This is a genomic window from Streptomyces sp. NPDC053474, from assembly GCF_044544845.1.
Lineage (GTDB): Bacteria > Actinomycetota > Actinomycetes > Streptomycetales > Streptomycetaceae > Streptomyces.
Window position 1 is genome coordinate 40,363 of sequence record NZ_JBITXV010000028.1, and the last position, 21,078, is coordinate 61,440.

Annotated in this window: 22 protein-coding genes; 10 read left to right on the forward strand and 12 right to left on the reverse strand. The window is 72.9% G+C overall.

What is annotated here, in order from left to right; genetic code table 11:
• Window positions 1-36: 36 nt before the first annotated feature.
• Entirely contained in the window at window positions 37-666 is a 630-nt protein-coding gene (locus ACIG3E_RS39460; RefSeq protein ID WP_399625745.1) for a LysE family translocator, read from the reverse strand.
• Between the two features lie 113 nt (window positions 667-779).
• On the opposite strand from ACIG3E_RS39460, the gene ACIG3E_RS39465 reads away from it, so the two are divergent.
• The 3 genes from ACIG3E_RS39465 (at window position 780) to ACIG3E_RS39475 (ending at window position 2,947) form a co-directional block, all read left to right on the forward strand.
• Window positions 780-1,232 (forward strand): Lrp/AsnC family transcriptional regulator, encoded by a 453-nt coding sequence (locus tag ACIG3E_RS39465; protein WP_366792916.1) that lies wholly within the window; start codon window positions 780-782, stop codon window positions 1,230-1,232.
• A gap of 198 nt (window positions 1,233-1,430) precedes the next feature.
• Entirely contained in the window at window positions 1,431-2,165 is a 735-nt protein-coding gene (locus ACIG3E_RS39470) for a GAF and ANTAR domain-containing protein (protein ID WP_399625748.1), read from the forward strand.
• A 53-nt stretch (window positions 2,166-2,218) separates the two neighbouring features.
• Window positions 2,219-2,947 carry an ANTAR domain-containing protein gene (locus tag ACIG3E_RS39475; RefSeq protein WP_399625750.1) on the forward strand — a complete coding sequence of 243 codons (729 nt, stop codon included), beginning with the start codon at window positions 2,219-2,221 and terminating at the stop codon, window positions 2,945-2,947.
• 23 nt (window positions 2,948-2,970) lie between these two features.
• On the opposite strand, the gene ACIG3E_RS39480 is transcribed toward ACIG3E_RS39475, so the two are convergent.
• The 5 genes from ACIG3E_RS39480 to ACIG3E_RS39500 all read right to left on the reverse strand — a co-directional run bounded on the left by ACIG3E_RS39480 (window position 2,971) and on the right by ACIG3E_RS39500 (window position 9,877).
• A complete protein-coding gene (locus tag ACIG3E_RS39480) occupies window positions 2,971-4,551 on the reverse strand; it encodes a S41 family peptidase (RefSeq protein ID WP_399625752.1) in 1,581 nt (526 codons plus the stop codon).
• Window positions 4,548-6,101 (reverse strand): amidohydrolase family protein, encoded by a 1,554-nt coding sequence (locus tag ACIG3E_RS39485; RefSeq protein WP_399625754.1) that lies wholly within the window; start codon window positions 6,099-6,101, stop codon window positions 4,548-4,550. The genes ACIG3E_RS39480 and ACIG3E_RS39485 overlap by 4 nt, the downstream gene beginning before the upstream one ends.
• Window positions 6,101-6,862 carry a hypothetical protein gene (locus ACIG3E_RS39490; RefSeq protein WP_399625756.1) on the reverse strand — a complete coding sequence of 254 codons (762 nt, stop codon included), beginning with the start codon at window positions 6,860-6,862 and terminating at the stop codon, window positions 6,101-6,103. Before ACIG3E_RS39490 ends, ACIG3E_RS39485 begins: the two co-directional genes overlap by 1 nt.
• 238 nt (window positions 6,863-7,100) lie before the next feature.
• Complete coding sequence (locus tag ACIG3E_RS39495) at window positions 7,101-8,336, reverse strand: NAD(P)/FAD-dependent oxidoreductase (protein ID WP_399625759.1); 1,236 nt, start codon at window positions 8,334-8,336, stop codon at window positions 7,101-7,103.
• A 524-nt stretch (window positions 8,337-8,860) separates the two neighbouring features.
• A complete protein-coding gene (locus ACIG3E_RS39500) occupies window positions 8,861-9,877 on the reverse strand; it encodes a metallophosphoesterase family protein (RefSeq protein WP_399625762.1) in 1,017 nt (338 codons plus the stop codon).
• A gap of 325 nt (window positions 9,878-10,202) precedes the next feature.
• On the opposite strand from ACIG3E_RS39500, the gene ACIG3E_RS39505 reads away from it, so the two are divergent.
• The 3 genes from ACIG3E_RS39505 (at window position 10,203) to ACIG3E_RS39515 (ending at window position 12,285) form a co-directional block, all read left to right on the forward strand.
• Window positions 10,203-11,363 (forward strand): abortive phage infection protein, encoded by a 1,161-nt coding sequence (locus tag ACIG3E_RS39505; RefSeq protein WP_399625764.1) that lies wholly within the window; start codon window positions 10,203-10,205, stop codon window positions 11,361-11,363.
• Between the two features lie 101 nt (window positions 11,364-11,464).
• Window positions 11,465-11,719, forward strand: a complete 255-nt coding sequence (locus tag ACIG3E_RS39510) for an EF-hand domain-containing protein (RefSeq protein WP_366792923.1) — start codon at window positions 11,465-11,467, stop codon at window positions 11,717-11,719.
• Window positions 11,720-11,871: 152 nt separating this feature from the next.
• Window positions 11,872-12,285, forward strand: coding sequence for a rodlin (locus ACIG3E_RS39515; RefSeq protein WP_399625766.1), 414 nt, complete (start codon window positions 11,872-11,874; stop codon window positions 12,283-12,285).
• Between the two features lie 133 nt (window positions 12,286-12,418).
• Here ACIG3E_RS39515 and ACIG3E_RS39520 read toward each other — a convergent pair whose 3' ends face one another.
• The 4 genes from ACIG3E_RS39520 to ACIG3E_RS39535 form a co-directional block, all read right to left on the reverse strand.
• Complete coding sequence (locus ACIG3E_RS39520; protein WP_399625768.1) at window positions 12,419-13,528, reverse strand: hypothetical protein; 1,110 nt, start codon at window positions 13,526-13,528, stop codon at window positions 12,419-12,421.
• A gap of 2 nt (window positions 13,529-13,530) precedes the next feature.
• Entirely contained in the window at window positions 13,531-14,604 is a 1,074-nt protein-coding gene (locus ACIG3E_RS39525) for a hypothetical protein (protein ID WP_399625771.1), read from the reverse strand.
• A 137-nt stretch (window positions 14,605-14,741) separates the two neighbouring features.
• A complete protein-coding gene (locus ACIG3E_RS39530; protein WP_399625773.1) occupies window positions 14,742-15,362 on the reverse strand; it encodes an L-threonylcarbamoyladenylate synthase in 621 nt (206 codons plus the stop codon).
• 87 nt (window positions 15,363-15,449) lie between these two features.
• Window positions 15,450-15,662, reverse strand: coding sequence for a hypothetical protein (locus ACIG3E_RS39535; RefSeq protein WP_399625775.1), 213 nt, complete (start codon window positions 15,660-15,662; stop codon window positions 15,450-15,452).
• 215 nt (window positions 15,663-15,877) lie between these two features.
• Here ACIG3E_RS39535 and ACIG3E_RS39540 point away from each other — a divergent pair, with 215 nt between their 5' ends.
• From ACIG3E_RS39540 to ACIG3E_RS39555, 4 genes are all read left to right on the forward strand, one after another.
• Window positions 15,878-16,285, forward strand: coding sequence for an XRE family transcriptional regulator (locus ACIG3E_RS39540; RefSeq protein ID WP_399625777.1), 408 nt, complete (start codon window positions 15,878-15,880; stop codon window positions 16,283-16,285).
• A 149-nt stretch (window positions 16,286-16,434) separates the two neighbouring features.
• On the forward strand, window positions 16,435-16,689 hold the full coding sequence (locus tag ACIG3E_RS39545) for a hypothetical protein (RefSeq protein ID WP_399625779.1): 255 nt from the start codon (window positions 16,435-16,437) through the stop codon (window positions 16,687-16,689).
• A 248-nt stretch (window positions 16,690-16,937) separates the two neighbouring features.
• Window positions 16,938-18,425: an alpha/beta fold hydrolase gene (locus ACIG3E_RS39550; protein ID WP_399625781.1), complete on the forward strand. Its 1,488-nt coding sequence runs from the start codon at window positions 16,938-16,940 to the stop codon at window positions 18,423-18,425.
• A gap of 137 nt (window positions 18,426-18,562) precedes the next feature.
• Complete coding sequence (locus ACIG3E_RS39555) at window positions 18,563-19,792, forward strand: cytochrome P450 (protein ID WP_399625783.1); 1,230 nt, start codon at window positions 18,563-18,565, stop codon at window positions 19,790-19,792.
• An 11-nt stretch (window positions 19,793-19,803) separates the two neighbouring features.
• On the opposite strand, the gene ACIG3E_RS39560 is transcribed toward ACIG3E_RS39555, so the two are convergent.
• Window positions 19,804-20,397: a TerD family protein gene (locus ACIG3E_RS39560; RefSeq protein ID WP_399625785.1), complete on the reverse strand. Its 594-nt coding sequence runs from the start codon at window positions 20,395-20,397 to the stop codon at window positions 19,804-19,806.
• 42 nt (window positions 20,398-20,439) lie between these two features.
• Entirely contained in the window at window positions 20,440-21,075 is a 636-nt protein-coding gene (locus tag ACIG3E_RS39565) for a hypothetical protein (protein ID WP_399625787.1), read from the reverse strand.
• Window positions 21,076-21,078: the final 3 nt, after the last annotated feature.

Consider the following 21,078-nt stretch of genomic DNA (forward strand, 5'->3'; position numbering starts at 1 on the left):
ATCGCGCGCGGGCGCGCCTCGCCCCGGCTCGGGACGTCACCCGACGAAGTGCCCCCCAAGGCGCTCCACCAGGAGGAACCCGCCGATGCCGATCATCATCGCGCCGCTGACCCGGGTGACCACCCGGGCCGCCGCCGGCCGGGCCTTGAGCACGGTGCCCGCGAGAACGCCGACGCCGAGGTACACCACCGCGCAACTGGCCATGTGCAGCGTGCCGAGCAGTCCGCTCTGGACCGCGACGGGCCAGCCCGTGCCCGGGTGGATGAACTGCGGGAACAGCGAGAAGTACAGCAGCAGCGCCTTGGGGTTGAGGCCGCTCGTGCCGACCCCCTTCCACGCGATCCGCCAGCGGGAGTCCGCCAGGGCCTCGGTGGCCGCCTGCGGACTCGCGGGGCGGGCCAGGACGCCCCAGCCGAGCCAGATCAGATACACGGAGCCGAGCACGGTGAGGGCCGTGAGCACCGCTCCGGAGCTCGCGACGATCACGACGAGGCCCGCCACCGCGAGCAGCGTGTATCCGGCGTACCCCGCGACCAGACCGGCCACCGCCGGGACCACCGACCGCTCCCGCAGCCCCGCCGAGATCGCGTACGCCCAGTCCGCGCCGGGTGTGCAGACCAGCAACAGGTCAACCGCCAGGAAGGCCGCCACCGTGCCCGTGTCCATGCTGAATCGTTTCCTCTCCCCTGGTTGTTCGAAAGGGAAGGCTAGGAGCTTTTCGGCCAAAGGTGTTTCCGTAATTACTCCGGGATCCGGCATGGCGGGGGATAATCTTCCGCATGGACGCCCTAGACCGGAAGATTCTTACCGAGCTGCAGCAGGACGGCAGGCTCACGGTGACGGAGCTGGCCGCCCGCGTGCGGCTGAGCGTCTCGCCCTGTCACCGGCGCGTGCGTGACCTGGAGAAGTCCGGGGCGATCCGCGGCTATCGCGCCGTGGTCGACCCGCCCGCGCTCGGCCTGAACTTCGAGGCGCTCGTGTTCGTCACCCTGCGCTGGGAGGACAGCGACACGGTCACCGCGTTCGAGGAGGGCGTGGCCGACGTCCCCCATGTGATCCAGGCCCAGCGCCTGTTCGGCGAGCCCGACTACCTGCTGCGCGTCGCCACCGCCGACCTGGCCGCCTACCAGCAGCTGTACGACCAGCGGCTCGCCACCCTGCCGGGCGTCCAGCGCCTGACCTCCACCCTCGTCATGAAGCACGTGGTCGACGACCGCCCACTGCCCCAGTAATCCCGCCCGCACCGGGGGGGCCTTGCCCCCGGCCGACCGGGGGAGCACGATGGCGGCAGAGGGGCTTTCCCTGAGGTCTGGAGCGTCGACCGGCCCGATGCAGGGGGCGGTCAGGGGAATGTGCAAGGGCTGTCCCGGCCACACCATGTGCCGCCCGTCAGCGGACGGCAGCCCGCACGCAGTCAAGGTGGCCCGATCATGGGTACAGCTCGCGAGGAGCGGTTGGCCGCCGCGTTCATCGACCTGGCCGACATCCTCTCCGATGACTTCGACATCATGGAGTTCCTGCACCGGCTCTCCGACCACGCCGTCGCCCTGCTCGACCTCGCGGACTGCGGTGCCATGCTGCTCAGCGCGCAGGGCGAGGTCGTGGACGCCACCGCGACCAGCGAAGCCGCCCGGCAGCTCGAACTCGCCCAGATCGAGATGGAACAGGGGCCCTGCTGGGACTGCGTCCAGACCGGTGTCCGCACCGTCGACACCGTCCTCGACAGCGCCGCGGCCCGGCGGAAGTGGCCCCGCTTCGCGCCCCTCGCGCTCGCGCGGGGCTTCGCCGAGATCGTCGCCCTGCCGATGAGGCTGCGCGGCCAGACGGTCGGCGCGCTCAACTTCTCCCACACCCACACGAGGCTGCTGTCCGCCGCCGACCTGCGCCTGGGCCAGGCCCTCGCGGACGCGGCGGCCATCGCCATCCTCACCCAGCGCAGCCTGCACGACCAGCGGCTGCTCGCCGAACAGCTCCAGGCCGTGCTGGACAGCCGCGTCGTCATCGAACAGGCCAAGGGCGTGCTCGCCACCCGCGCCGGGATCAGCCTCGACGCGGCCTTCGACCGGATGCGCCGACACGCCCGGCACCACCGGCAGCGCCTGACCCAACTGGCCCTCCATGTGATCGAGGATCCCGCCGAACACCTCACCGGCCCTCTGTCATAACCCCCCTTCCAGGGTGGCCAGGACGTCCTGGCCACCGACAGGCGGTGACTGGCATGACCGGCTACCCCCCGCCCACCACGTCCCTGACCCGAGCCCTGCACAACGCGCCGCCCGAAGCCGGGCTGCCCGGCCTCTCCGCCGCCGACTGCGCGACGGCCCTCGGCCTCGACGGCCTGACCGTCGCCCTGATCTCCCCGACAGGCCCCACCGAACTCGTCTGGCACGACCCCGCCGACCCCATCGGCCCGGCCCTGGACGACCTGCAGTTCACCCTCGGCGAGGGCCCCACGGCCGACGTGGCCCGCACCGGCCTCGCCGCCCTCCAGGACGACCTGAACGACATCCCCGCCGCACGGTGGCCCTTGTTCACCCCGGCCGCCCTCGGCCTCGGCGCCCGCACCCTCATCGCCCTGCCGCTGGCGCTCGGCGCCATCCGCCTCGGCGTCCTGACCGGCCACCGCACCGTCCCCGGAGCCCTGACGACCACCCAGCGCGGCGACGTCATCGCCCTCACCAACGCGATCGCCTTCCTCGCCCTCACCTCACCCGAAGCCACCGTCGGCCTGCACAGCCCCCACACCGACCACAGCACCCTGCACCGCGCCGAGGTCCACCAGGCCACCGGCGTCATCGCCGCCCGCCAGTCCCTGCCCTTGCAGACCGCGCTGCTCCGGCTGCGCGCCTACGCCTACAGCCACGACCGCGCGCTGCTCGACGTGGCCCGCGCCGTACTCGACGGCACCCTCCGCCACCTCAACAACGGGAGCTGCGCGCACGAGTGACACCGGAGCCGGGCGGCGCCACCTCAGCCGAGCAGCGCCGCGGCCGCCGCCAGCAGGTCCTGGTTGTGCCCGGTGACGTCGCGCTCGGTCAGCCGGTGCAGCTCGTCCGCCTCGACGCCGAGGTCCTCCAGCGGTACGTCGACGTTGCCGCGGGCCCGCGTGGCACGCCGCAGCGCGACGCGGAACCCGGCGCCGCGCGGCAGCTCGCCGAGGAGCTCGGGCAGCCACACGCGCAGCAGCTCGTGCGTCCACACGTTGGCGCCGCCCGCGCCGGTGCGGTGCGCGGTGCCGAGGACCGGCCCGAGCCCGTTGTCCTGGAAACCGGCGGCGAAGACGTCGGCGGCCGAGTACGACAGCGCGTCGGTGATCAGGACCTTGGGCCCGGAGTGGCGCGGCAGCCCCGCGGTGACCGCCTCCGGGTCGGTGAGCGGAAAGGCCTGCGAGTACACCTCGCCGGTCTCCACGGCGGCACGGATCGAGGGGGTCCAGACACGGAAACCCGGGTTGGCCCTGGCGAGGGCGAGCGCGGCCCGCGTGGTGGACAGCGAGAAGCTCACCGGCGCCACGGGGTGCGGGCTCAGCACCTGCAAGGCGGACTCCGCGGCCGGGACGTGGCCTCCCGGGTTGCCGCGGATGTCCACGATCAGGCCGCCCTCCGGTGCGCGGGCCGCGATCCGCGCCACCTCCTCGGCGAACGGCCGCGCCCCCGCGACGTTGAACGAGTAGACGCGTACGTACCCATAGGCGCGGCCACGGACGCGCACCGTCCGGTAGCGGACGACGCTGCGCAGGGCCCGCGCGGCCGAGCGCCGCGCCTGCGGCGGCGCGAAGAGCGCGCGCTTGACCTGCCGCGCGGCTTCGCTCCCCACGTCGATGCCGAGGCCGGTGGCCAGCGTCGGCACGGGGTCCTGGGCGCGCCCGGCGCGCTGCTCGACGGCCCGCACGCGCCACGGGACGCGCGTCTCGCGGCGGCGGCCCCCGACGGTGCGGTACGTCAGGAGCACGCGGTGCTCGTCCGGCGGGGGACCGGTCCGCAGCGGGCGCAGCGTCAGGGACTCCAGGCCGCGCGCCAGGCGCGCGTCGAGGTGGGAACCCGCCTGCGCGGCCGCGTTGCGCTCGATGGCGCGCTCGATCGGCACCCCGTTCCAGGCCTCCAGCTCGGCGCCGACGTCGAAGCCGGCGTGCACGAGGGCCGGATCGACCTTGGAGACGATGTGGTGGGGCGTGCCGTCGGGGTCGGCGTAGCGCTCGACGAGGAAGCCGAGCGTGGCCACGTGGCCCCGGTAGGGGTCCGGCAGTTGGTAGAGGGTGTGCAGATCGCGCAGCCCCCGGAAGACGTCCGTGAGTTCGGCGTGGAACTGCAGCTCGCTGAGCGGCGCGAGGCGGCGCTCCAGGAGGCGGAGCCGCTGCACGGGGTCGGTGGCGTGCATCGCCCGCTTCAGCGGAAGGTGCACGTACAGCTCCTCGAGCAGCACGCGCGCGGCGGCCACGAGGCGGTAGCGGTCCGCGAGCGGCAGCGGGTCGGCCTCGACCCGCCGCATGAACTCCGCGAGGCCGACCGAGTCCGGCAGGGTCTTGTCCGGTTCGGCGAGCGTCCGCCTCATGGGTAGTAGTCCGCGAGGTGCTGGAGCTCGGGCACGCCGCCGCGCGCCACGGCGGCGAAGTAGGCGGCGTCGTGGGCCAGCGGGTCGAGGCGCGGGATGACCAGGTCCAGCGGGACCTCGCCCGCGGCGGCGAAGGCACCCGTGTCGCCCTCCGGCATGTCCCCGAACAGGGCGAGCGGCGCGTCGGGGTCGTCGAGCGGACCGCCCCAGTCCGCGAGGGCGTCCTGCGCGGCGCGCCAGGCGGCCACCGGATCTTCGCGGACCTTCTCCAGGGCCCGCTTGACCCCCGGCCAGTCGAGCGTGGCGTCGGCCCGGTGCGGATCGCGCACCGCCACCCGCCGGGAGAGCCCGGCCACCGTGAGCGCGCTGGTGTCCGTCGCGCCCGCCGCGGCCATCAGCGCCCGCGTGCCGTAGAACGGGCGGCCGCGCACAAGGACCAGGCGCACGTGCCGCTCGGTGGCGTCGATGAGATTGCGGTACGGGTCCGTGGCCGGGTCGTGGCGTTCGAGGACGAGCAGGTCCGCGGCGCTGCCGCGCTCCAGGCGGCCCACCTGCGGTCCCCAGGCGGTCGCGAGGGCGTCGCCGGGGTTCGCGGTCACCATGTCGCACAGCTCGCGGTCGGTGAAGCGGCCGCCGAGCTCGTGGCGGTTGACGGAGTCGGCGACCTTGAGCTCGCCGAGCACGTTCTTGGTGCCCGAGGGCGACCAGTCGGAGCCGAGCGCGATGCGCAGCCCCTTCTTGTCGGCCTCCACCACGTCCGTCGTGGTGTGGTAGAGCCAGTAGTTGGAGAACGGCGACCATACGACGGTGGCCTTCTCCGCGGCGTTGAGCGCGGTCACCGCGCGCTGCCACTTCTTGAAGTCGGCCGCCGTCAGGGCGGTGCCGTGCACGCCGATCAGGCCCGGCTTCAGGCACGGTTCGAGGTCGTCGAACTCGCGGTGCACGATCGTGCCGGGCTTCCCCTCGGCGACGTGGTAGATCAGCAGCCGCGTGCCGTCGAGCTTCGGCGCCCGCTCCTCGCGCAGCTCGTCGGCGTCGAGCTGGAGCGCGGCCGTCATCACCATGTCGGCGCCCGCGGGCAGCTTCTCGTTGTCGATGGTCCGCAGCAGCCAGCCGTCGACGGGGCGGGTCGACAGCGGGGCGCCCTGGATGGCCGTGACCCCGCCGACCAGGGACTTCACCTCGACGTACTTGATCAGTGCCTCGGGTGCCGCCTGGCCGAGCACCTTGGCGGGCCAGGTCACCGACGTCGCGTAGTCGGGCGGGTGCTTCTCGCCGACCCAGCGGTCGTGGTGCAGATAGGGCACTCCGACCGCCTCCCACAGCGGGAGCGTGTTGTAGAGGAGGTGGTTGTGCAGGTCGATCAGGCCCGGCAGGATCAGCGCGCCCGTGTCGATGACCGGCGCCGAGGAGAAGCCCGCGGGCGGCGCCTGCCCGGCCTCCCGCACCGCGGCCAGACGGCCGTCGTCGCCGACGTACACGGCGCCCGGGTCGAGGATCCGGTGGTCGCTGTCGCAGGTGACCACCGTGCCGCGCAGGACGAGGGCCATCAGCCCGGCGCCTTCCAGAGCAGCGTGTGCTTGTCGTCGGGCGAGGGGCGGCTGACGGAGTTCGCGCCGCCCTGGGCGCGCACCCAGGCGTCGTCGCCGAGGAAGTCGGGGGCGCCGAAGGGCAGGTCACGGCGGGGGATCGCGCCGTAGTCGGATTCCAGGAACTCGGTGCCGTAGTTGGGCCCGGTGTTGTCGCCGTCCGGGTCCGGTGTCACGACCGACCGCAGCTGTGTGATGGCCGCACGCCAGCCGTCGAGCAGGGCCGCCGGGTCGTGGCTGGAGGGGTGGGGCACTTCGACGAGCGGCACCGGCGGCCGCGTCGGCCACAGCCGCACCGCCTCCTGGGCCATGAAGCCCATGGCGACGACGGCCTCCAGGGTCGGGTCCGTCGCCCGGTCGAAGACGGCGTTGCGCCACTGCGTCTGCGGCGGGTCGGCGAGCCGCTCCTTCATCGCGAAGGCCCGGCTCGGCTGGACCGCGTACGCCCACGCGTTGAGGCAGACGTAGGAGCGGGTCAGACCGAGCTTCGTGAGGAAGCCCTGGACGCGCTGGCCGGCGTTGCCGACGAGGCTGCGCCCGGCGATCCGCTCGGTGGGGCCGGGGTCCGAGGCCACGATCAGGACGCGCGCGGAGCCGTCGAGCCGCCCGCGGTAGAAGATCGGCCCCCAGTCGAACCAGAACGCGTCCTTCACGGGCGGCTCGGGCACCTGGGCCAGCAACTCGGCGAACTGGGCCGTGGGCCCGCGGTCGAACTCCGCCATGGCGCAACGCCTCCTCACCGGCCGGATGGTGCGCGCCCGTGAGCACACGGGCCCTTCGGCGGCGGGCCGGGGGCCCGGCGGCCGAAACCGGTGTCGGAATCAGTGCATCACTCCACCCCGAATGGCGCAAATGGTGGTATATCGACCGGCCGAGCCTCGCTCTGTCGAGGAATCGATGCCTCGACAGAGCGAGTACTGGGAAGGGCGGCTGCCCGGTGAGGTGCGGCAGCCGCCCGACTCACCGGGAGCCGGCGGCGGCGCGCTCGTCGAGGTCGTGGATCTCCCGCATCTCCTCCATGAGGTCGAGGAGCTCTGGCGTGAGGAACTCGTTGACCGGGCAGGCGCCGGAGAGCGCCGAGAAGTAGCGGTCGGACAGCTCGCCGCTCGTGGCGGCCGCGCGCAGCAGGTCCAGATGGTGGCCGGGCGGGTTCAGCTCGGCCGTCTTCAGCGTGCTCTTGTAGTCCGGGATGAGGATCTCGGTCCGCTGGGCGGCGAACTCGTCGAGCGACTTCCGCAGCCGGTCGGGGTCCTGGAGGGTGTCACCGATCCGGTCCACCAGGAGCTGGGCCTGGATGAAGGCGTCGGTGATGCCGCGTGCCGTGATGGAGTCCTTGTGGTGGCTCGCGTCGCCGACGAGGGCCCAGCCGGGACCGGCCGCCCTGCGGAAGAAGTTGAGCTGGTTGCCGGTGCCGAAGAGGCGCTCCACCTGGGTGCCCGCGTCCAGCTCCGCGCGCACCTCGGGCGCGGTGCGCCGCGCGGTGTCGAGCAGGGCCGCGAGGCCGTCGCCCTTGACCTCGGCGAAGCGCGCCTGCGGGAAGTACGCCGCGACCAGCGTCGCGCCGTCGTTGGTGGGCACCGTGCCCACCCAGCTGCCGCGGGACTGATAGAGCCGGAACCGCGTCGGCAGGCCCTCCCAGTAGCTGTAGTAGCAGCAGGTGAGCGTCGGGTCCTCGATCTCGTACGGCGCCTTGACCTTCGCCGCGACCGTGGAGCGCATGCCGTCGGCGCCGATGACCAGACGGGCGCGCTCGACCACCTCGCTCCCGTCGCTCGGCTTGAGCCGGACGCCCACGACCCGGTCGCCTTCGAAGACGAGGTCGGTGACCGAGCAGTTGTCGCGGAACTCCACGCCCGCGTCGACCGCGGCCTTCGCGAGGATCGGGTCGAGGAGGAAGCGGCGCGGCGCGTACGACGCCTGCTGGCCCTCGACCGGCCAGGAGGAACCCTCGATGCGGACGCCCGCGTACGTGTAGGCGGCCCTGTCCAGCGGCGGACAGCCGGTGGCCACCACGTCCGGCAGCACGCCCCACTTGCTGAGGAGCGCGACACCCGGCTGGTGGATGTACAGGGTCGACAGCGTCTCCTTGGGAAAGGCGCTGCGCTCGACCATGAGCACCCGGTACCCGGCGCGGGCGAGCAGCATCGCTGTCGGAGAGCCGGCGACCCGCGCCCCGACCACGATCACGTCGTACACGAAATACCTCCTCGTCGGGCACCGACTCGTCCGGGCCGGGCTGTCCTGCGAAATGACGCAAGGGCGGAAAGTGAAAAGGGCGGTGCGGTGGCGCGCGTACGGCTCCCCGCGGAGATCTCAGCGGAAGTCGCGGGGAGAGCCGAAACGGAATGAGGTGGTCACCGAAAGCGCCGCGTACGGAAAGGAATGATGGCCAACCATAGCCCCGCCTTCGCCCATTCTTCGTCCAGCGCCGCCTTTTCGACTCCGCGATCGACTTGCCGCTGTCCTGGCGACGAGACGGCCGTCCGGACGCGTCGCCGTACTGGCTGCGGGACTGCCTCACCCCGAGGGCAACTGCCACCGTCCCGGCAGGAGTTGGGGTGGGGTGCGGCCCGGGCGGGAAGTGGACTCCCGTGTATGGGGGTTGATCAGGTGTCGTGCCCCGATTCGGAATCCCTAAGGGGCGCCCGCTCGGTCGTGCGGAAAGCGGCGCGCCCGACCGGCCGTCCGGGATTCGGGCGCGCCCCCTGGGGCCGAAGGAATCAGCGGCTCAGCGGCACCGTGAACTGCTTCAGCCAGGTGCGGCGGGCGAAGTCGCGGGCCTTGATGACGACGGAGTTGCGGTGCACCTCGACCTGGAGGCCCTGGTTGAAGGAGCCCTCGACGGCGACCTCGCCGCCCTTGCCGTCGTCGCGGTAACCGGTCTGGATGGCCCCGGTGTTGACCACCGTGAACCCGTGGAGGTTGGCGGTGCCCGGCACGACCCGGCGCACCACCCAGTCGGACAGGTCGAGGTCCCAGTGGGTGTGCCCGGAGAAGAGGAAGACGTCGGGGTGGCGGCCGAGCAGGTCAAGGAGCCGGTCGGCCTGGAGGTAGTCGCTCGCGTAGAGCTTGTTGCGGGTGCCGGAGACCGTGTTGGGCAGCGGGTGGTGGGTGATGACCATGACGGGCTTGCGGCGGCGCGACCAGTGCCAGAGCCGGTCCTCAAGCCAGGCGAACTGCGCGTCGCTGAGCCACACCTCGTCCCAGAGCTTGGGGTCGTGGAAGTGCGCGTACCGCTCAGTGCCGAGGGCGAGCACCGGGATGCCGCCGAAGGAGGTCTCCGCGTGCACCGAACCGCGCCCGGCGAACCGGTAGAAGCTGCGGAAGAGCGAGTCCTCGGTGGTGCCGTTGGGCCAGGTGTCCTGGGCGAGGGTGTCGGGGTCGCGCCACTTCGGCACGTAGAACTCGTGGTTGCCGATCGCCCAGGACATGGTGCGCGGGTGGGAGTGCCGCCGGAGTTCGGCGGTGACCTGCGCGTACTCGAAGTCGTAGCCGCGCGGCGTGATGTCGCCCGCGACGGCGAGGCCCGCGCTGCGCGGGTTGACGGCCGCCATGTCGTCCAGGGCGCGGCCGAAGTCGCCCAGGTCGCCCTGGATGTCGCTGATGACGTTGAACCGTACGGGGTCCCGGCCGAACCACCGCTCGGTGTGCGCGGCGGGGGCGGCGTAGGCCTGCGGGGTGAGGGCGGTGGTCGCCAGGGCGCCGCCGCTCGCGGTGAGAAGGGTTCTGCGGTCCATGCGTGGCTCCGTAGGGGTGTGGTGGACGGCGAGGGGAGTGACGTACGGGGTGCGTCGTCGGTGAACATCACGGGGGTCGATGCCGTCCCTGCCACGCGCGGGGGGCATGTATGTGTATCGAGCATGAACATCTGACGGGCCGCCGGGCGCGGGCCCGGCCCGGAAGTATCGGTCGGCCGTCGGCTTGCGGCCGTCCCCGCGCCCCGGCGATGCCGACTTTGGTTACGGCGGACAGGACCGAAGCCCGATGAGCGGCACGCCACCGACGGCCGAAGCTGGGGGCGATCCGACCGGGCAACGGTCCGACCGCGACGAAGGGGAGCACGTGAAGCGGAACGAGGGCATGACCAGAGGAGGGTTCCTCGTCGGCGCGGCAGCGGCGGCGGGCGCCGCCGCGCTCGCGGGCCCGGCCCTGGCGGCGGCACCGGCCGCGGCCGCGCCCCGCCCCGGCACCGAGCCGACGGCCACCGCCCGGCGCGGACTGACGTACCGGGGCGTCATGTACGAGTGCGGCGACGGCGATTCGCCCCACACGAGCTGGAACGCCCGGCGGATGCGCGCCGACCTGCGGAGCATCAGGCGCGCGCTGCACGCGAACTCGGTCGTGGTCTACGGCACCGGCGTGGAGCGCATGGCCGCCACGGCCGCGGAGGCGGCCGAGCAGGGCCTGCACGTATGGCTCCAGCCGCGCCTGGGCGACGTGCCCGAACGCCAGATCCTCGACCACCTCGCCGAGACCGGCAGGCAGGCCGAACGGCTGCGCCGCCAGGGCGCCCGCGTCTACCTCAGCGTGGGCTGCGAGTTCGTCCTGTTCGTCCCCGGCATCGCGCCCGGGGACGACGCCCTGGAGCGGATCGAGAACATGCTCAAGGGCAACTGGGACCCCAAGGAGGCACAGCGCAAGCTGGACCGGCTGATCCCGCTGGCCGCGCGTACCGCGCGGCGCGTCTTCCACGGCCCGGTGACGTACGGAGGCGCGCACGAAGACGTCGTCGACTGGAGCCTGTTCGACATCGTCAGCGTCAACTACTACTCCTACTTCGCCGACCCGCGCGGCTACTACAAGGAGCTCGACCCCTACCGGAAGTGGGGCAAGCCCGTGGCCATCACCGAGTTCGGCACCTGCACGTTCCGGGGCGCCCCCGAGGCGGGCGGCATGGGCTGGAACAGCATCGACTACAGCAAGCCCAAGCCGGAGGTGCGCCCGGGCCTGCGGCGCAGCGAACGCGTCCAGGCGCGGTATCTGACGCAGGTCCTCGACGTGTTCGAGCGGATGAACCTGCACGCGGCGATGGCGTACGAGTTCGTGTCCCCGGAGATGCCGCACCGCCGCGAGCGGCGCTATGACCTGGACATGGCCAGCTACAGCCTCACCAAGCCCATCTGGGGGACCGAGGACGACCCGACGGCGCGCTGGCACTGGGAGCCCAAGGAGTCCTTCCACGCGGTGGCCGAGCACTATGCCCGGGCGGGCCGCGGCGCCTGAGACCCCGCGCGGGCGGGCGCAGGAACCGGCGCCGGGCGGCATACGTTGTCGTTCACGAGCAAGGCGGGCCGGGCTCGCCCGCCGACGAGGGAGATGACGCGATGAGTGAGAAGGCCCGGAAGCTGTTCGAGGCACTGGACCTCGACCACAACGGGACCCTGACCCGCGAGGAGGTGATCACCGCCTTGCGGACCAAGGGCCCGTCCCTGGCCGCGTCCGGGGACCTGCCGTTCTGGGGGCTCGGGGACGCCGAGGACTCCTCGGCACTGTTCGACGCCGCCGATCAGAACGGGGACGCGGTGCTGACCCTTGAGGAGTTCTCGGCGGAGGTCGACCGCCGCTTCGGCTGGCGCTGAGCCGCACACGGCCTCCGCCCGGTCCGCCGCGCCCCTGGAGCCGCCGCCGCTGAGCCGTCCGAGCGAAGTCGAGCAACCCCTGCCCGCCGCGGCAGTTACCCATGGTGCTCCTGGACAGGGGCTGAGCCACGGCTTATGAGAAGGGAAACCTTGTGCTGAAGAAGGTTATGGCCGCGACCGCGGTCACGGCTTCCGCGGTGGGCATGGTCGGCGCGGTGGCGCCCGCCGCGAGCGCCATCGGCGACGACCACGGCACTACGTCGAAGAGCGGCAACGGCGCGTCGCAGGCGTTCGGCAACTCCGCCACGCACGGCGACATGAGCCTCCAGGGTTCGATCGTCCAGGGCTCGCTCAACAAGCCCTGCTTCGGCGTGCCGGTCAAGGTGAACGCCGGGTCGATCGTGGGCCTCCTGGTCCCGGTCGCGGTCCAGGACATCCCGATCCTGTCGGCGCCGCAGAACCAGCAGTGCGCTGAGAACTCGACCCAGGCCAAGGGCGACGAGCCGCTCTCGCACCTCGCGGACGACATCTCGGCCCTGTCCGGCAACGGCGCGGGCAACGGCTGACACCCACCCGCCCCTCCCTGCCCCAGCGGGCCGCCGCACCTCCTCCCGGCGGCCCGCTGCGCTGCCCGGGCCCGGTGCCGCACGAGCCCGTCGGCGTGGACGCGCTCCGGCTGGGCCGGGGGACGGCTGGGGCTCAGCCGAAGCGCTGGATGCGGGGGGCGAAGGTGCTCTCGGGGCCACCGGCGCGGCCGACCGACCACACCGTCGTCGTGCCGGGCACCGCCGCCAGGCGCAGCACCGCCGAGTCGCTCTCTCCGGCCACCGCCGGTTCGTCGTACTCGCTGAACGACTGACCGTTCCAGGCGAGGAAGTCTGGCCCGGGTATCAACGGCGGATTGCTGCCCGGCGGGGCCCACTTCAGCGAGCGGACCACCGCCACCCAGCCCAGCTCACCGGACGCGGTGGGCGCCAGCGAGTTGACCGCGCCGAAGGTGGTGGGCAGGGCGACCCGGTTCCACTTCTCCCCGTCGAAGCGGACGAGCAGCGGCGGGATCGGCTTGCCCGGCGGGCCGCCGACGAACCCGGCCGTGCCGCCCGCCCACACCTCCGTGGGCGAGACGGCCAGCACACTGCCCACGGCCGACCGCGGGAAGCCGTCCACGATTGTCTGCCGCCACTCCTTGCCGTTCCAGTGCGACACGGCCGCGGCGGAGTCGCTCGAGCCCGCGGCCCAGACGTCGTCGGCCGCCTTGATGTGCAGGCCGAACACGGATCCCGGGGGCACCGGCAGGTCCTGCCAGCCGTGCCCGTCGTGGCGCAGCAGGGCCTGCGCGCCGTCGCGTTTACCGATCAGCCAGGTCTCACCGGCTCCGGCGACGACTGCGGTCAGGGCGACGCCGCGGGGCGGCCGACGCTCGGACCAGGCGGTGCCGTTGAAGCGGAGCAGACGGGCGGCGCCCGCCGTGTCGCGGCCGACCGCCCAGACGGAGGTCGGCGCGGTCGCGGCGACGGACAGCAGCTCTCCCTGCCAGCGCGCTCCGGGCAGGCCCTGGCGCTGCCACGCGGTCCCGTCCCAGCGCAACAGCAGCGGGAAGCCGGGCGCCGAGCGGCCGACGGCGTCGGCGCCCACCGCCCACGCCCGGTCGGGCCCCAGCGCCACGGCCTCGTTCAGCGCGGCCTGCGGGCGCACCTGCGCCGGGACCGGGACGTGCTGCCAGGACGCGGTGTCCGCCGCGGCCGGGCTCAGGCCGGTGAGGAGGGTGAGGGCGACCGCGAGGGCCGCGACGAGCAGTCTGCGTGCCATGGTCAGCCTCCCCGGCGCTCGCTCATCAGGTTCGGTTTCGAGCCGTAGATCTCGACGGTCCCGAGGGACAGCAGCGAGGTCCCGGCCTTCACCAGGGCTCGCGGATTGACGTCGATCGCGTTGGTGCGCTTGGGGCCGTAGGAGAAGGTGGTGCGGGAGCCGCCCACCCGCGCGTACTTCGACTGGAACGCGCGGTCGCTGCGCACCGGCAGCCACAGCGCGCCGTCCGGGCCGCGCACCATGCCTTCGGTGTAGGTGTCGCCCAGCGGCGGGTAGGTGGTGCGCCAGGCGTGTCCGTCGAAGGTCATCAGGTAGGTGCGGCCCACGCCGTCGGTGTACTGGCTGCCGCCGATCGTGGCCCGGCCGGAGGGTTCGAGCAGCATCGTGTGCACGTTGCCGTTCGTCGGCAGGGGCACCTTCGCGTCCCGCCACGCCGTGCCGTCCCAGTGCAGGACGGCCATCCCGCCGGTCCGCCTGTCCGCCCAGGCCCAGACGTCGTCGGCCGTACGAGCGGTGATTCCCATCAGGAACAGCACATCGTCCGGGGTGGACCGCGTGGTCCAGCCGGAGCCGTCGTAGTGCAGGACCTTCAGTCCGGTGGAGTCCTCACCGACCACCCACGCGCCGCCCGGTACCGCGGCGAAGTCCTGATAGGTCCACAGGGTCTGCGGCAGCGGCACGGCGCTCCAGGTTCCCGCCGCCGACCTGCGCAGGATCTCCCCCGACCCCGCGCGGTTGTGGAAGATCCACACCTCGTCGCCGACGAACTGCACCTTGCCGAGCCAGCCGGGCTCGCCCGCGCCGGGGAAGGTGGTGTCGCGGCTCCACGCCGTGCCGTCCCACCGGTACAGCAGCGGCCGCAGCCCGTCGGCGGTGTGTTCGTAGGCCGTCGCCCACACGTCGCGCGGTCCGCGGGCGGCGAGGTCCTTCACGGTCACCGGCGGGGCCGCCGCCGGAACCGGCAGCGCCGACCAGCCGGATCCCGCCGTCGTGTCCGGTGCCGCGGTGGCGATCGGCGACACCACCGCGGCACACGCGAGCACCAGGCAGACAACGACCGCACGGAGACGGTTCACCAGACCCCCCGAGAGACCCCCCGACAGCACGAAGGCCGCACACGGTATTGGCATGTACTCGCCCGTGAATAGATGACATCCGGCCGATCACGGCCCGATCGGGAGGCTGTCGCGTCGGGGGGGGGAGCCCCCCGGCGCTACTCGAAGCGCGCGGTGTCGCCCGCCCCCCGGCGCACGATCGTGGCCTCGCCGTCGGAGAAGTCGATCACGGTCGTCGGCTCCGTACCGCAGTCGCCCGAGTCGAGGACCACGTCCACCTGGTGGTCGAGGCGCTCCTTGATCTCCCAGCCCTGGGTCAGCGGCTCCTCCTCGTCGGGAAGGAGCAGGGTGCTGGAGAGCAGCGGCTCGCCCAGCTCGGCGAGGAGGGCCTGCGTGACGGAGTGGTCGGGGATCCGGACCCCGACGGTCTTCTTCTTGGGGTGCAGCAGCTGGCGCGGCACCTCCTTGGTGGCGGGCAGGATGAAGGTGTAGCTGCCCGGAGTGGCCGCCTTGATGGCGCGGAACACGTCGTTGTCGAGCCGTACGAACTGTCCCAGCTGGGCGAAGCTCTCACAGACGAGGGTGAAGTGGTGCCGGTCGTCGAGATTGCGGATCGTCCGGATCCGTGCGATGCCGTCGCGGCTTCCCAGCTGGCAGCCGAGGGCGTAGCAGGAGTCCGTCGGGTACGCGATGAGCGCACCGGAGCGGACGCCGTCCACCACGCTCGTGATGCTGCGCCGCTGGGGATTGTCCGGATGCACGTCGAAGTACCTGGCCATGGGCGCCGAGTCTAGGCGATCAGGGCGTGGGCGGGGCGGAAGGCGGTGCGGCCCGCGGGGGCGTGACGCCGACCCGGAGAACAGGCCCTAGTCGTGGTAGTCGTGGATGCGCCAGCCGACTCCGGGGAGTTCCTCGAAGAGCTTGGCCGCGACGAGTTCCTCGGCCTGTCGGCGCGGCGCCCGGGTGTCGACCACCTGTCTCAGCTCGCCCGGGGTGATGACGCCGTCGGCGAGGTTCTCCGCCGACCAGCAGATCGCGGAGACGTACAGGCGGAAGGCCCCGTCGGACAGGAATCGCACCCTCCAGTTCCATGGGAACCGCGCATCGAATTGAGCCCACGGCATCGGCACTCCTTTCGTCGGCGTTGACTGCCCCTCGGATGTGTTCTTCTCGTATACAGGATGTCTACGCAGGCACACAGAGCTTTCCGGATTCGCCCCCTGGCGCGGGGGTGGCGTTTGCGCGTCGCACGGCATAGGCATGGGCAGGCCGACGAGCAGGCAGGATGAGCCTCATGGGCGAGCAGGAACGGATGGACTTCAACGACCTGGTGCGCGAGCGCCGGGCCGAGCTGGGCATCAGCCTCCGGGAGTTGGAGGCCCGGGCCGTGGATCCGGAGGCCGGTGAGCGGGCCCGGTTCGGATGGATCGCCAAGGTGGAGAAGGGGCGGCCGATCGACGCCCCGCCCCCGGCCCTGCTCCGCGCCCTGGCGGTGGGTCTCGCGCTGCCGCTGCGCGTGCTCCAGGAGGCCGCGGCGGCGCAGTTCCTCGGCATGACCTCGTACGTGTGGAGCGAGGACCGTACGACACGGGTACTGGCCGCGCACATCGAGGAGATGACGGACGCCGAGCGCAGGCAACTGGCCGACATCGCCGAGACGTTCGCCCGCAGGCGCGCGCGGAGCGAGGGCGCGCCGGGGTAGTGCGGGGCGCCGTACGGCGATTCGCTCTGGCCCGTCCCAGGTGCGGTGTGGCACAGTCGGTGATCCGCCGCCTGGGGGGCGCAGTCGGATACCAACCGCTCGCGGCTGCGGCCGTGCGGCGGTGACGAGTGTGGCCGTGAGGGGCTGGAATGGCAGACGAGCACGCGCAGCTGGCCGGTGAGCCGGGCGAGTCGGGTGAGCCGTTGGCGGAGTTCGACATGGAGTTCGTGGACCAGCTGCCGGGCGGCAGGGTCGTGATCCCGGTGGAGAGCCAGGGCCGGTTCACCTGGCTGGTCGCGCGCGGGCACGTGTCGGAGCAGGCGCGCCGGGAGTTCGTGCGGGAGATCCAGCACATCGTGGGCCGCGGGCTCTGGCGGCAGAACTGGCCGCCCGAGACGGACTGAGCCCCTTGCCCCCGGCCCCGGGGCTCGCGTGCTGCCGCGCCGCGGGCCGTGCGGTGCGGCGCGTCGCGCGCCGGTGCCCCGCAACGCCCGTGCCCCGCAAGGCTCGTGCCCCGCAAGGCTCGTGCCCCGCAAGGCTCGTGCGGCGCAACGCCCGTGCCCCGCAACGCCCGTACGACGCCGACGCGTTGTTACGTTCTCATCATGAGGGCATAGATACCCCATCACGCGCGCCCGCCACAGTGACGCGCATGAACACCCACTCACCCGCGAGACGGTGCGGCCTCACCGCGTTCCTCGCCCTGAGCGCCACCGTCACCGTGGTCGCCACCGCCTCCCCGGCCGCGTCCGGCGCCGCCGTCGCACGGGGGCCGGGCGCCACGCCCCCCGCCTCTTCGATCAGTTGGGGCTCCTGCCCCCAGGAAAGCGATCCGCCCGGTCGTCCGCCGAGCCCCAAGGCCCGCTGCGCGACCGTCAAGGTGCCGCTGGACTGGTCGAAGCCGAAGGGGAGGAAGATCGGGCTCTTCGTCGCGCGCTACCCGGCCTCGAACCCCGCGCAGCGGATCGGCGTCCTGATGTCGAACCCGGGCGGCCCCGGCGCGCCCGGCGCCGACGACGCGCTCTACGCGGACGAGCCGTACGACGGCTACGACCCCGCCATCCGCGAACGCTTCGACATGGTCGGCTTCGACCCGCGCGGCATCGGCCGCAGCGAGGGCGCCCGCTGCGACGATTCGATCCTCGACGAGATCCCGGCCCGCCCCCGCGACGCGGCCGAGTTCGCGCGCCTTCGTACCCTCAACGGCCGCCTGGCGCAGAGCTGTCTGCGGCGCACGGGACCGCTCGTCGCCCACATGGACGGGGAGAGCGTGGCCCGCGACATGGACGCGATCCGCGCCGCCCTCGGCGAACGCAGGATCAGCTTCATCGGCCACTCGTACGGCACGTTCCTGGGCGAGCGCTACGCCCGGCTCTTCCCCGAGCGGCTGCGCGCCCTGGCCCTCGACAGCGCGATGGACCCGGACCGGCCCAGCGCCGAGCGCACCCTCATGGACGGCAGCGTCTCACTGAACAACACCCTTGAGCGGCTCGCGGCCTGGTGCGCGAAGAACGCCTCCTGCGCCCTCCAGGGCAAGGACCTCGCGGCCGTGACGGACAAGCTGTTCACCCGCGCCGACGCGGGCACCCTCCGCGACCCGGGCAGAACGGGGCCGACGCGCGAGAAGGTCAGTGCCGACCAGCTGTCGGCGTTCCTCAGCGCGGCACTCAGCGGCTGGAGCCCGGAGGAGACCGCACGCCAACTCGCCGCGCTGCACACCGGAAAGGGCGAGGTCAACTGGCCCGACAGCGCGGGTGACCCCGTCGCCCGGCTCGTGCTGTGCCGGGACGAGGACTACCGGATCCGGGACTACGCCCACTACCGGGCCATCCGCGACCGCGTGGCGAAGGCCGCCCCGCACGTTCGCTACAACGCCCAGGCCCTGGACTTCGTCCTCGCCTGCCAGGGCTGGACCGTCCCGCCCAAGCCCCGGCCGACCCGGGCCAAGGGCGACCTGCCGCCGGTCCTGGTCGTCAACGCCACGGACGACATGGCGACACCCCTGGCCGGGGCGCGCCGCATGGCACGGTCCTTCCCCCGCGCGTCGCTGCACACGGTGGACACCGTGGGCCACTGGCTCTACACCCTCCCCGAGCCCCGGCGCAGGATCGACGCCTACCTGCTCGGCCGCACGGGCTGACGGACCTTCACCTCCGCCTAGGCGGAGGCGCGGTGCGCGTGCTCCCCCGGCCATCCTCGCCGGGGGAGCACGCGCACCGCCCCGGGCGGCATAGCCTGGCCGTTCGCGCCTCGTTTCCGCCGCTGAAGGAGACCGGTATGACCGCCCAGCCGATCGTGCTCGACCCGACCGGAAACCAGCGCCACGCCGAGGACCGGCGCCTGCGCGCGCACGGGCCCGCGGTCCGCGTGGACGTCCTCGGCGTGACGGCCTGGGCCGTCACCGACCCCGACCTGCTCAAGACGCTGCTGACCAGCCCCGACGTGTCCAAGAACGCCCGCGCGCACTGGCCCGCCTACGAGCGGACCGTGGCGACCTGGCCGCTGGCGCTGTGGATCGCGGTGGAGAACATGTTCACCGCCTACGGAGCCGATCACCGGCGGCTGCGGCGCATGATCGCCCCGGCCTTCAGCGCCCGCCGCGTCGCCGCGCTCGCCCCGGCCGTCGAGGACATCGTCACCAGCCTCGTCGACGACCTGGCCACCCAGGCGAAGACACCCGGCGGCGAGGTCGTCGACCTGCGCGAACACCTCGCCTATCCGCTGCCGATCCGTGTCATCGGCCATCTGATGGGTCTCCCCGAAGAGCGGCGCCCCGCCTTCCGGGCCCTGGTCGACGGCGTCTTCGACACCACCCTCACCACGGAGGAGGCCACCGCCAACACCGCCCGCCTGTACGAGACCGTGGACGAGCTCATCGCCGCGAAGCGGGCCGCTCCCGGTGACGACATGACCTCGCTGCTCATCGACGTACGCGACGACGAGGGCGACGGCAGCCGCCTGTCCGACAACGAACTGCGCGGCACCCTGGTGCTGATGATCAGCGCCGGGTACGAGACCACCGTCAACGTCATCGACCAGGCCGTCACCGCGCTCCTGACCCGCCCCGAGCAGCTCGACCACGTCCGCGCGGGCCGCGCCGGGTGGAACGACGTCGTCGAGGAGACGTTGCGGCACGAACCGGCGGTCGCCCACCTGCCCCTGCGCTACGCCCTGACCGACATCGCCCTGCCCGGCGGCGGCACCATCGCGGCGGGCGAGGCGATCCTCGCCTCCTACGCGGCGGCCAACCGCCACCCCGCCTGGCACGGCCCGAGCGCCGACGCCTTCGACGTCACCCGAGTCCTGAAGGACCACCTGGCCTTCGGGCACGGCGCGCACTTCTGCCTGGGCGCCCCGCTCGCACGCCTGGAGGTCACCACCGCCCTGCGCGCGCTCTTCGACCGCTTCCCCGCCATCGAACTCGCCGTCCCCGCCGAGGAGCTGCGGCCCCTGGACTCCTTCATCTCCAACGGCCACAAGGAGCTCCCCGTACGGCTGCGCGCCTGAGCCCCTGCGGCTCACAGGTGCTGCGCGACCGCCGGGAGCAGGTCCTGGAAGGTGCGCCCCGACGCGGGCTCGCCGATGGCCTTCAGCTGCCAGCCGGAGGGGGTGCGGTGGACCTTCGCCATGATCTGGGCGGTGTGGCTGCCGCCGCCGGTGAGGGTGTAGCGGGCCAGCTCACGGCCGGTCGACTCGTCGATCAGACGGCAGAAGGCGTTCGCCACCTCGGCGAACGTCTGCCCGGTGAAGGAGTTGACGGTGAACACGATCTGGTCGACGTGGGCGGGGACGCGGGCGAGGTCGACCAGGATCGCCTCGTCGTCACCGCCCTGCCCCGCGCCGCCGACCAGGTTGTCGCCGGTGTGGCGGACGGAGCCGTCGTCGCTCACGAGGTGCTGGAAGAAGACCACGTCGACCGGCTGCCTCGCCGCGCCGAACAGCACCGCGGAGGCGTCGAGGTCGATTTCGCGGCTGCCGGTGAGCTTCGCCAGGAAGCCCTTGCGGGGCGCGGCCTGCCAGCCGAGCCCCATGCGCACGGCCGTGAGCGCGCCCCCGTCGGCCTTGTTCAGGCTGATCTGCTGGCCCTTGGTGAGGTTCACGGGAGTGGACATGGAAAGTGCCGCCTTTCGTCGATGCGGTGAGGGGGTACGGGGTCAGTCCGCGGGAGGCGGGCTGACGGTGAGCTGTCCGCGCAGGTAGGGGAGCAGGCCGCGGTCCAGGAGCGCCTGGTGCCAGGCTGCACGGGCCTGTTCCGCCGCCGGGTTGCGCACGGGCAGGGGGTGGGCGGACGGCGGCCGCGCGCGGTCGCGCACCGCCGTGACCAGCAGGGCGCAGAGCCCGACGCCGGTGCTGACCGCCGCCACGAGAGCGCACACCCAGCCCGCGGTCACGAGCGTCGTCGCCGCCTGGCTCCGGGGCGTGGCGAGGCGGAGCCCGTACCCGCAGAGCAGGAACACCGCGGCCGCGACCGCCGAGATCAGCGGGGTGAGCACACCGAGGGCGGGAAGGAGGGCCCCGGCGCCCCGGCTGGGCGGTGACGCCTCGGCGGGCGGGGCGCCGGGCGGGGGCGGCGGCATCACGGCCGCGCGTGCGCGCAGATATGTCCGGTACTCGTCGTCGGCCGCGGCCGCGATCCCGTCCGCCTCGGCCAGCGCCCCGGCCCGGAGCCGCGCCGTGTCGGGCGCGACCGGGGACCGGGCGAGGGCGGTGCGGATCTCCGTGACGTCCAGGGCGAGGGCGAGTACCCACGCGAAGTCGGCCCGGTCCTCCGGGCGCAGACGAAGGGTCACACC

Bases quoted from the DNA above. Each gene is read 5' to 3' on its own strand.
- ACIG3E_RS39500 (WP_399625762.1), bottom strand. From the start codon at position 9,877: ATGGACCGCAGAACCCTTCTCACCGCGAGCGGCGGCGCCCTGGCGACC.
- ACIG3E_RS39550 (WP_399625781.1), top strand. From the start codon at position 16,938: ATGAACACCCACTCACCCGCGAGACGGTGCGGCCTCACCGCGTTCCTC.
- ACIG3E_RS39465 (WP_366792916.1), top strand. From the start codon at position 780: ATGGACGCCCTAGACCGGAAGATTCTTACCGAGCTGCAGCAGGACGGC.
- ACIG3E_RS39485 (WP_399625754.1), bottom strand. From the start codon at position 6,101: ATGGCCCTCGTCCTGCGCGGCACGGTGGTCACCTGCGACAGCGACCAC.
- ACIG3E_RS39510 (WP_366792923.1), top strand. From the start codon at position 11,465: ATGAGTGAGAAGGCCCGGAAGCTGTTCGAGGCACTGGACCTCGACCAC.
- ACIG3E_RS39480 (WP_399625752.1), bottom strand. From the start codon at position 4,551: ATGAGGCGGACGCTCGCCGAACCGGACAAGACCCTGCCGGACTCGGTC.
- ACIG3E_RS39470 (WP_399625748.1), top strand. From the start codon at position 1,431: ATGGGTACAGCTCGCGAGGAGCGGTTGGCCGCCGCGTTCATCGACCTG.
- ACIG3E_RS39460 (WP_399625745.1), bottom strand. From the start codon at position 666: ATGGACACGGGCACGGTGGCGGCCTTCCTGGCGGTTGACCTGTTGCTG.
- ACIG3E_RS39545 (WP_399625779.1), top strand. From the start codon at position 16,435: ATGGCAGACGAGCACGCGCAGCTGGCCGGTGAGCCGGGCGAGTCGGGT.
- ACIG3E_RS39530 (WP_399625773.1), bottom strand. From the start codon at position 15,362: ATGGCCAGGTACTTCGACGTGCATCCGGACAATCCCCAGCGGCGCAGC.
- ACIG3E_RS39475 (WP_399625750.1), top strand. From the start codon at position 2,219: ATGACCGGCTACCCCCCGCCCACCACGTCCCTGACCCGAGCCCTGCAC.
- ACIG3E_RS39520 (WP_399625768.1), bottom strand. From the start codon at position 13,528: ATGGCACGCAGACTGCTCGTCGCGGCCCTCGCGGTCGCCCTCACCCTC.
- ACIG3E_RS39560 (WP_399625785.1), bottom strand. From the start codon at position 20,397: ATGTCCACTCCCGTGAACCTCACCAAGGGCCAGCAGATCAGCCTGAAC.
- ACIG3E_RS39555 (WP_399625783.1), top strand. From the start codon at position 18,563: ATGACCGCCCAGCCGATCGTGCTCGACCCGACCGGAAACCAGCGCCAC.
- ACIG3E_RS39490 (WP_399625756.1), bottom strand. From the start codon at position 6,862: ATGGCGGAGTTCGACCGCGGGCCCACGGCCCAGTTCGCCGAGTTGCTG.
- ACIG3E_RS39540 (WP_399625777.1), top strand. From the start codon at position 15,878: ATGGGCGAGCAGGAACGGATGGACTTCAACGACCTGGTGCGCGAGCGC.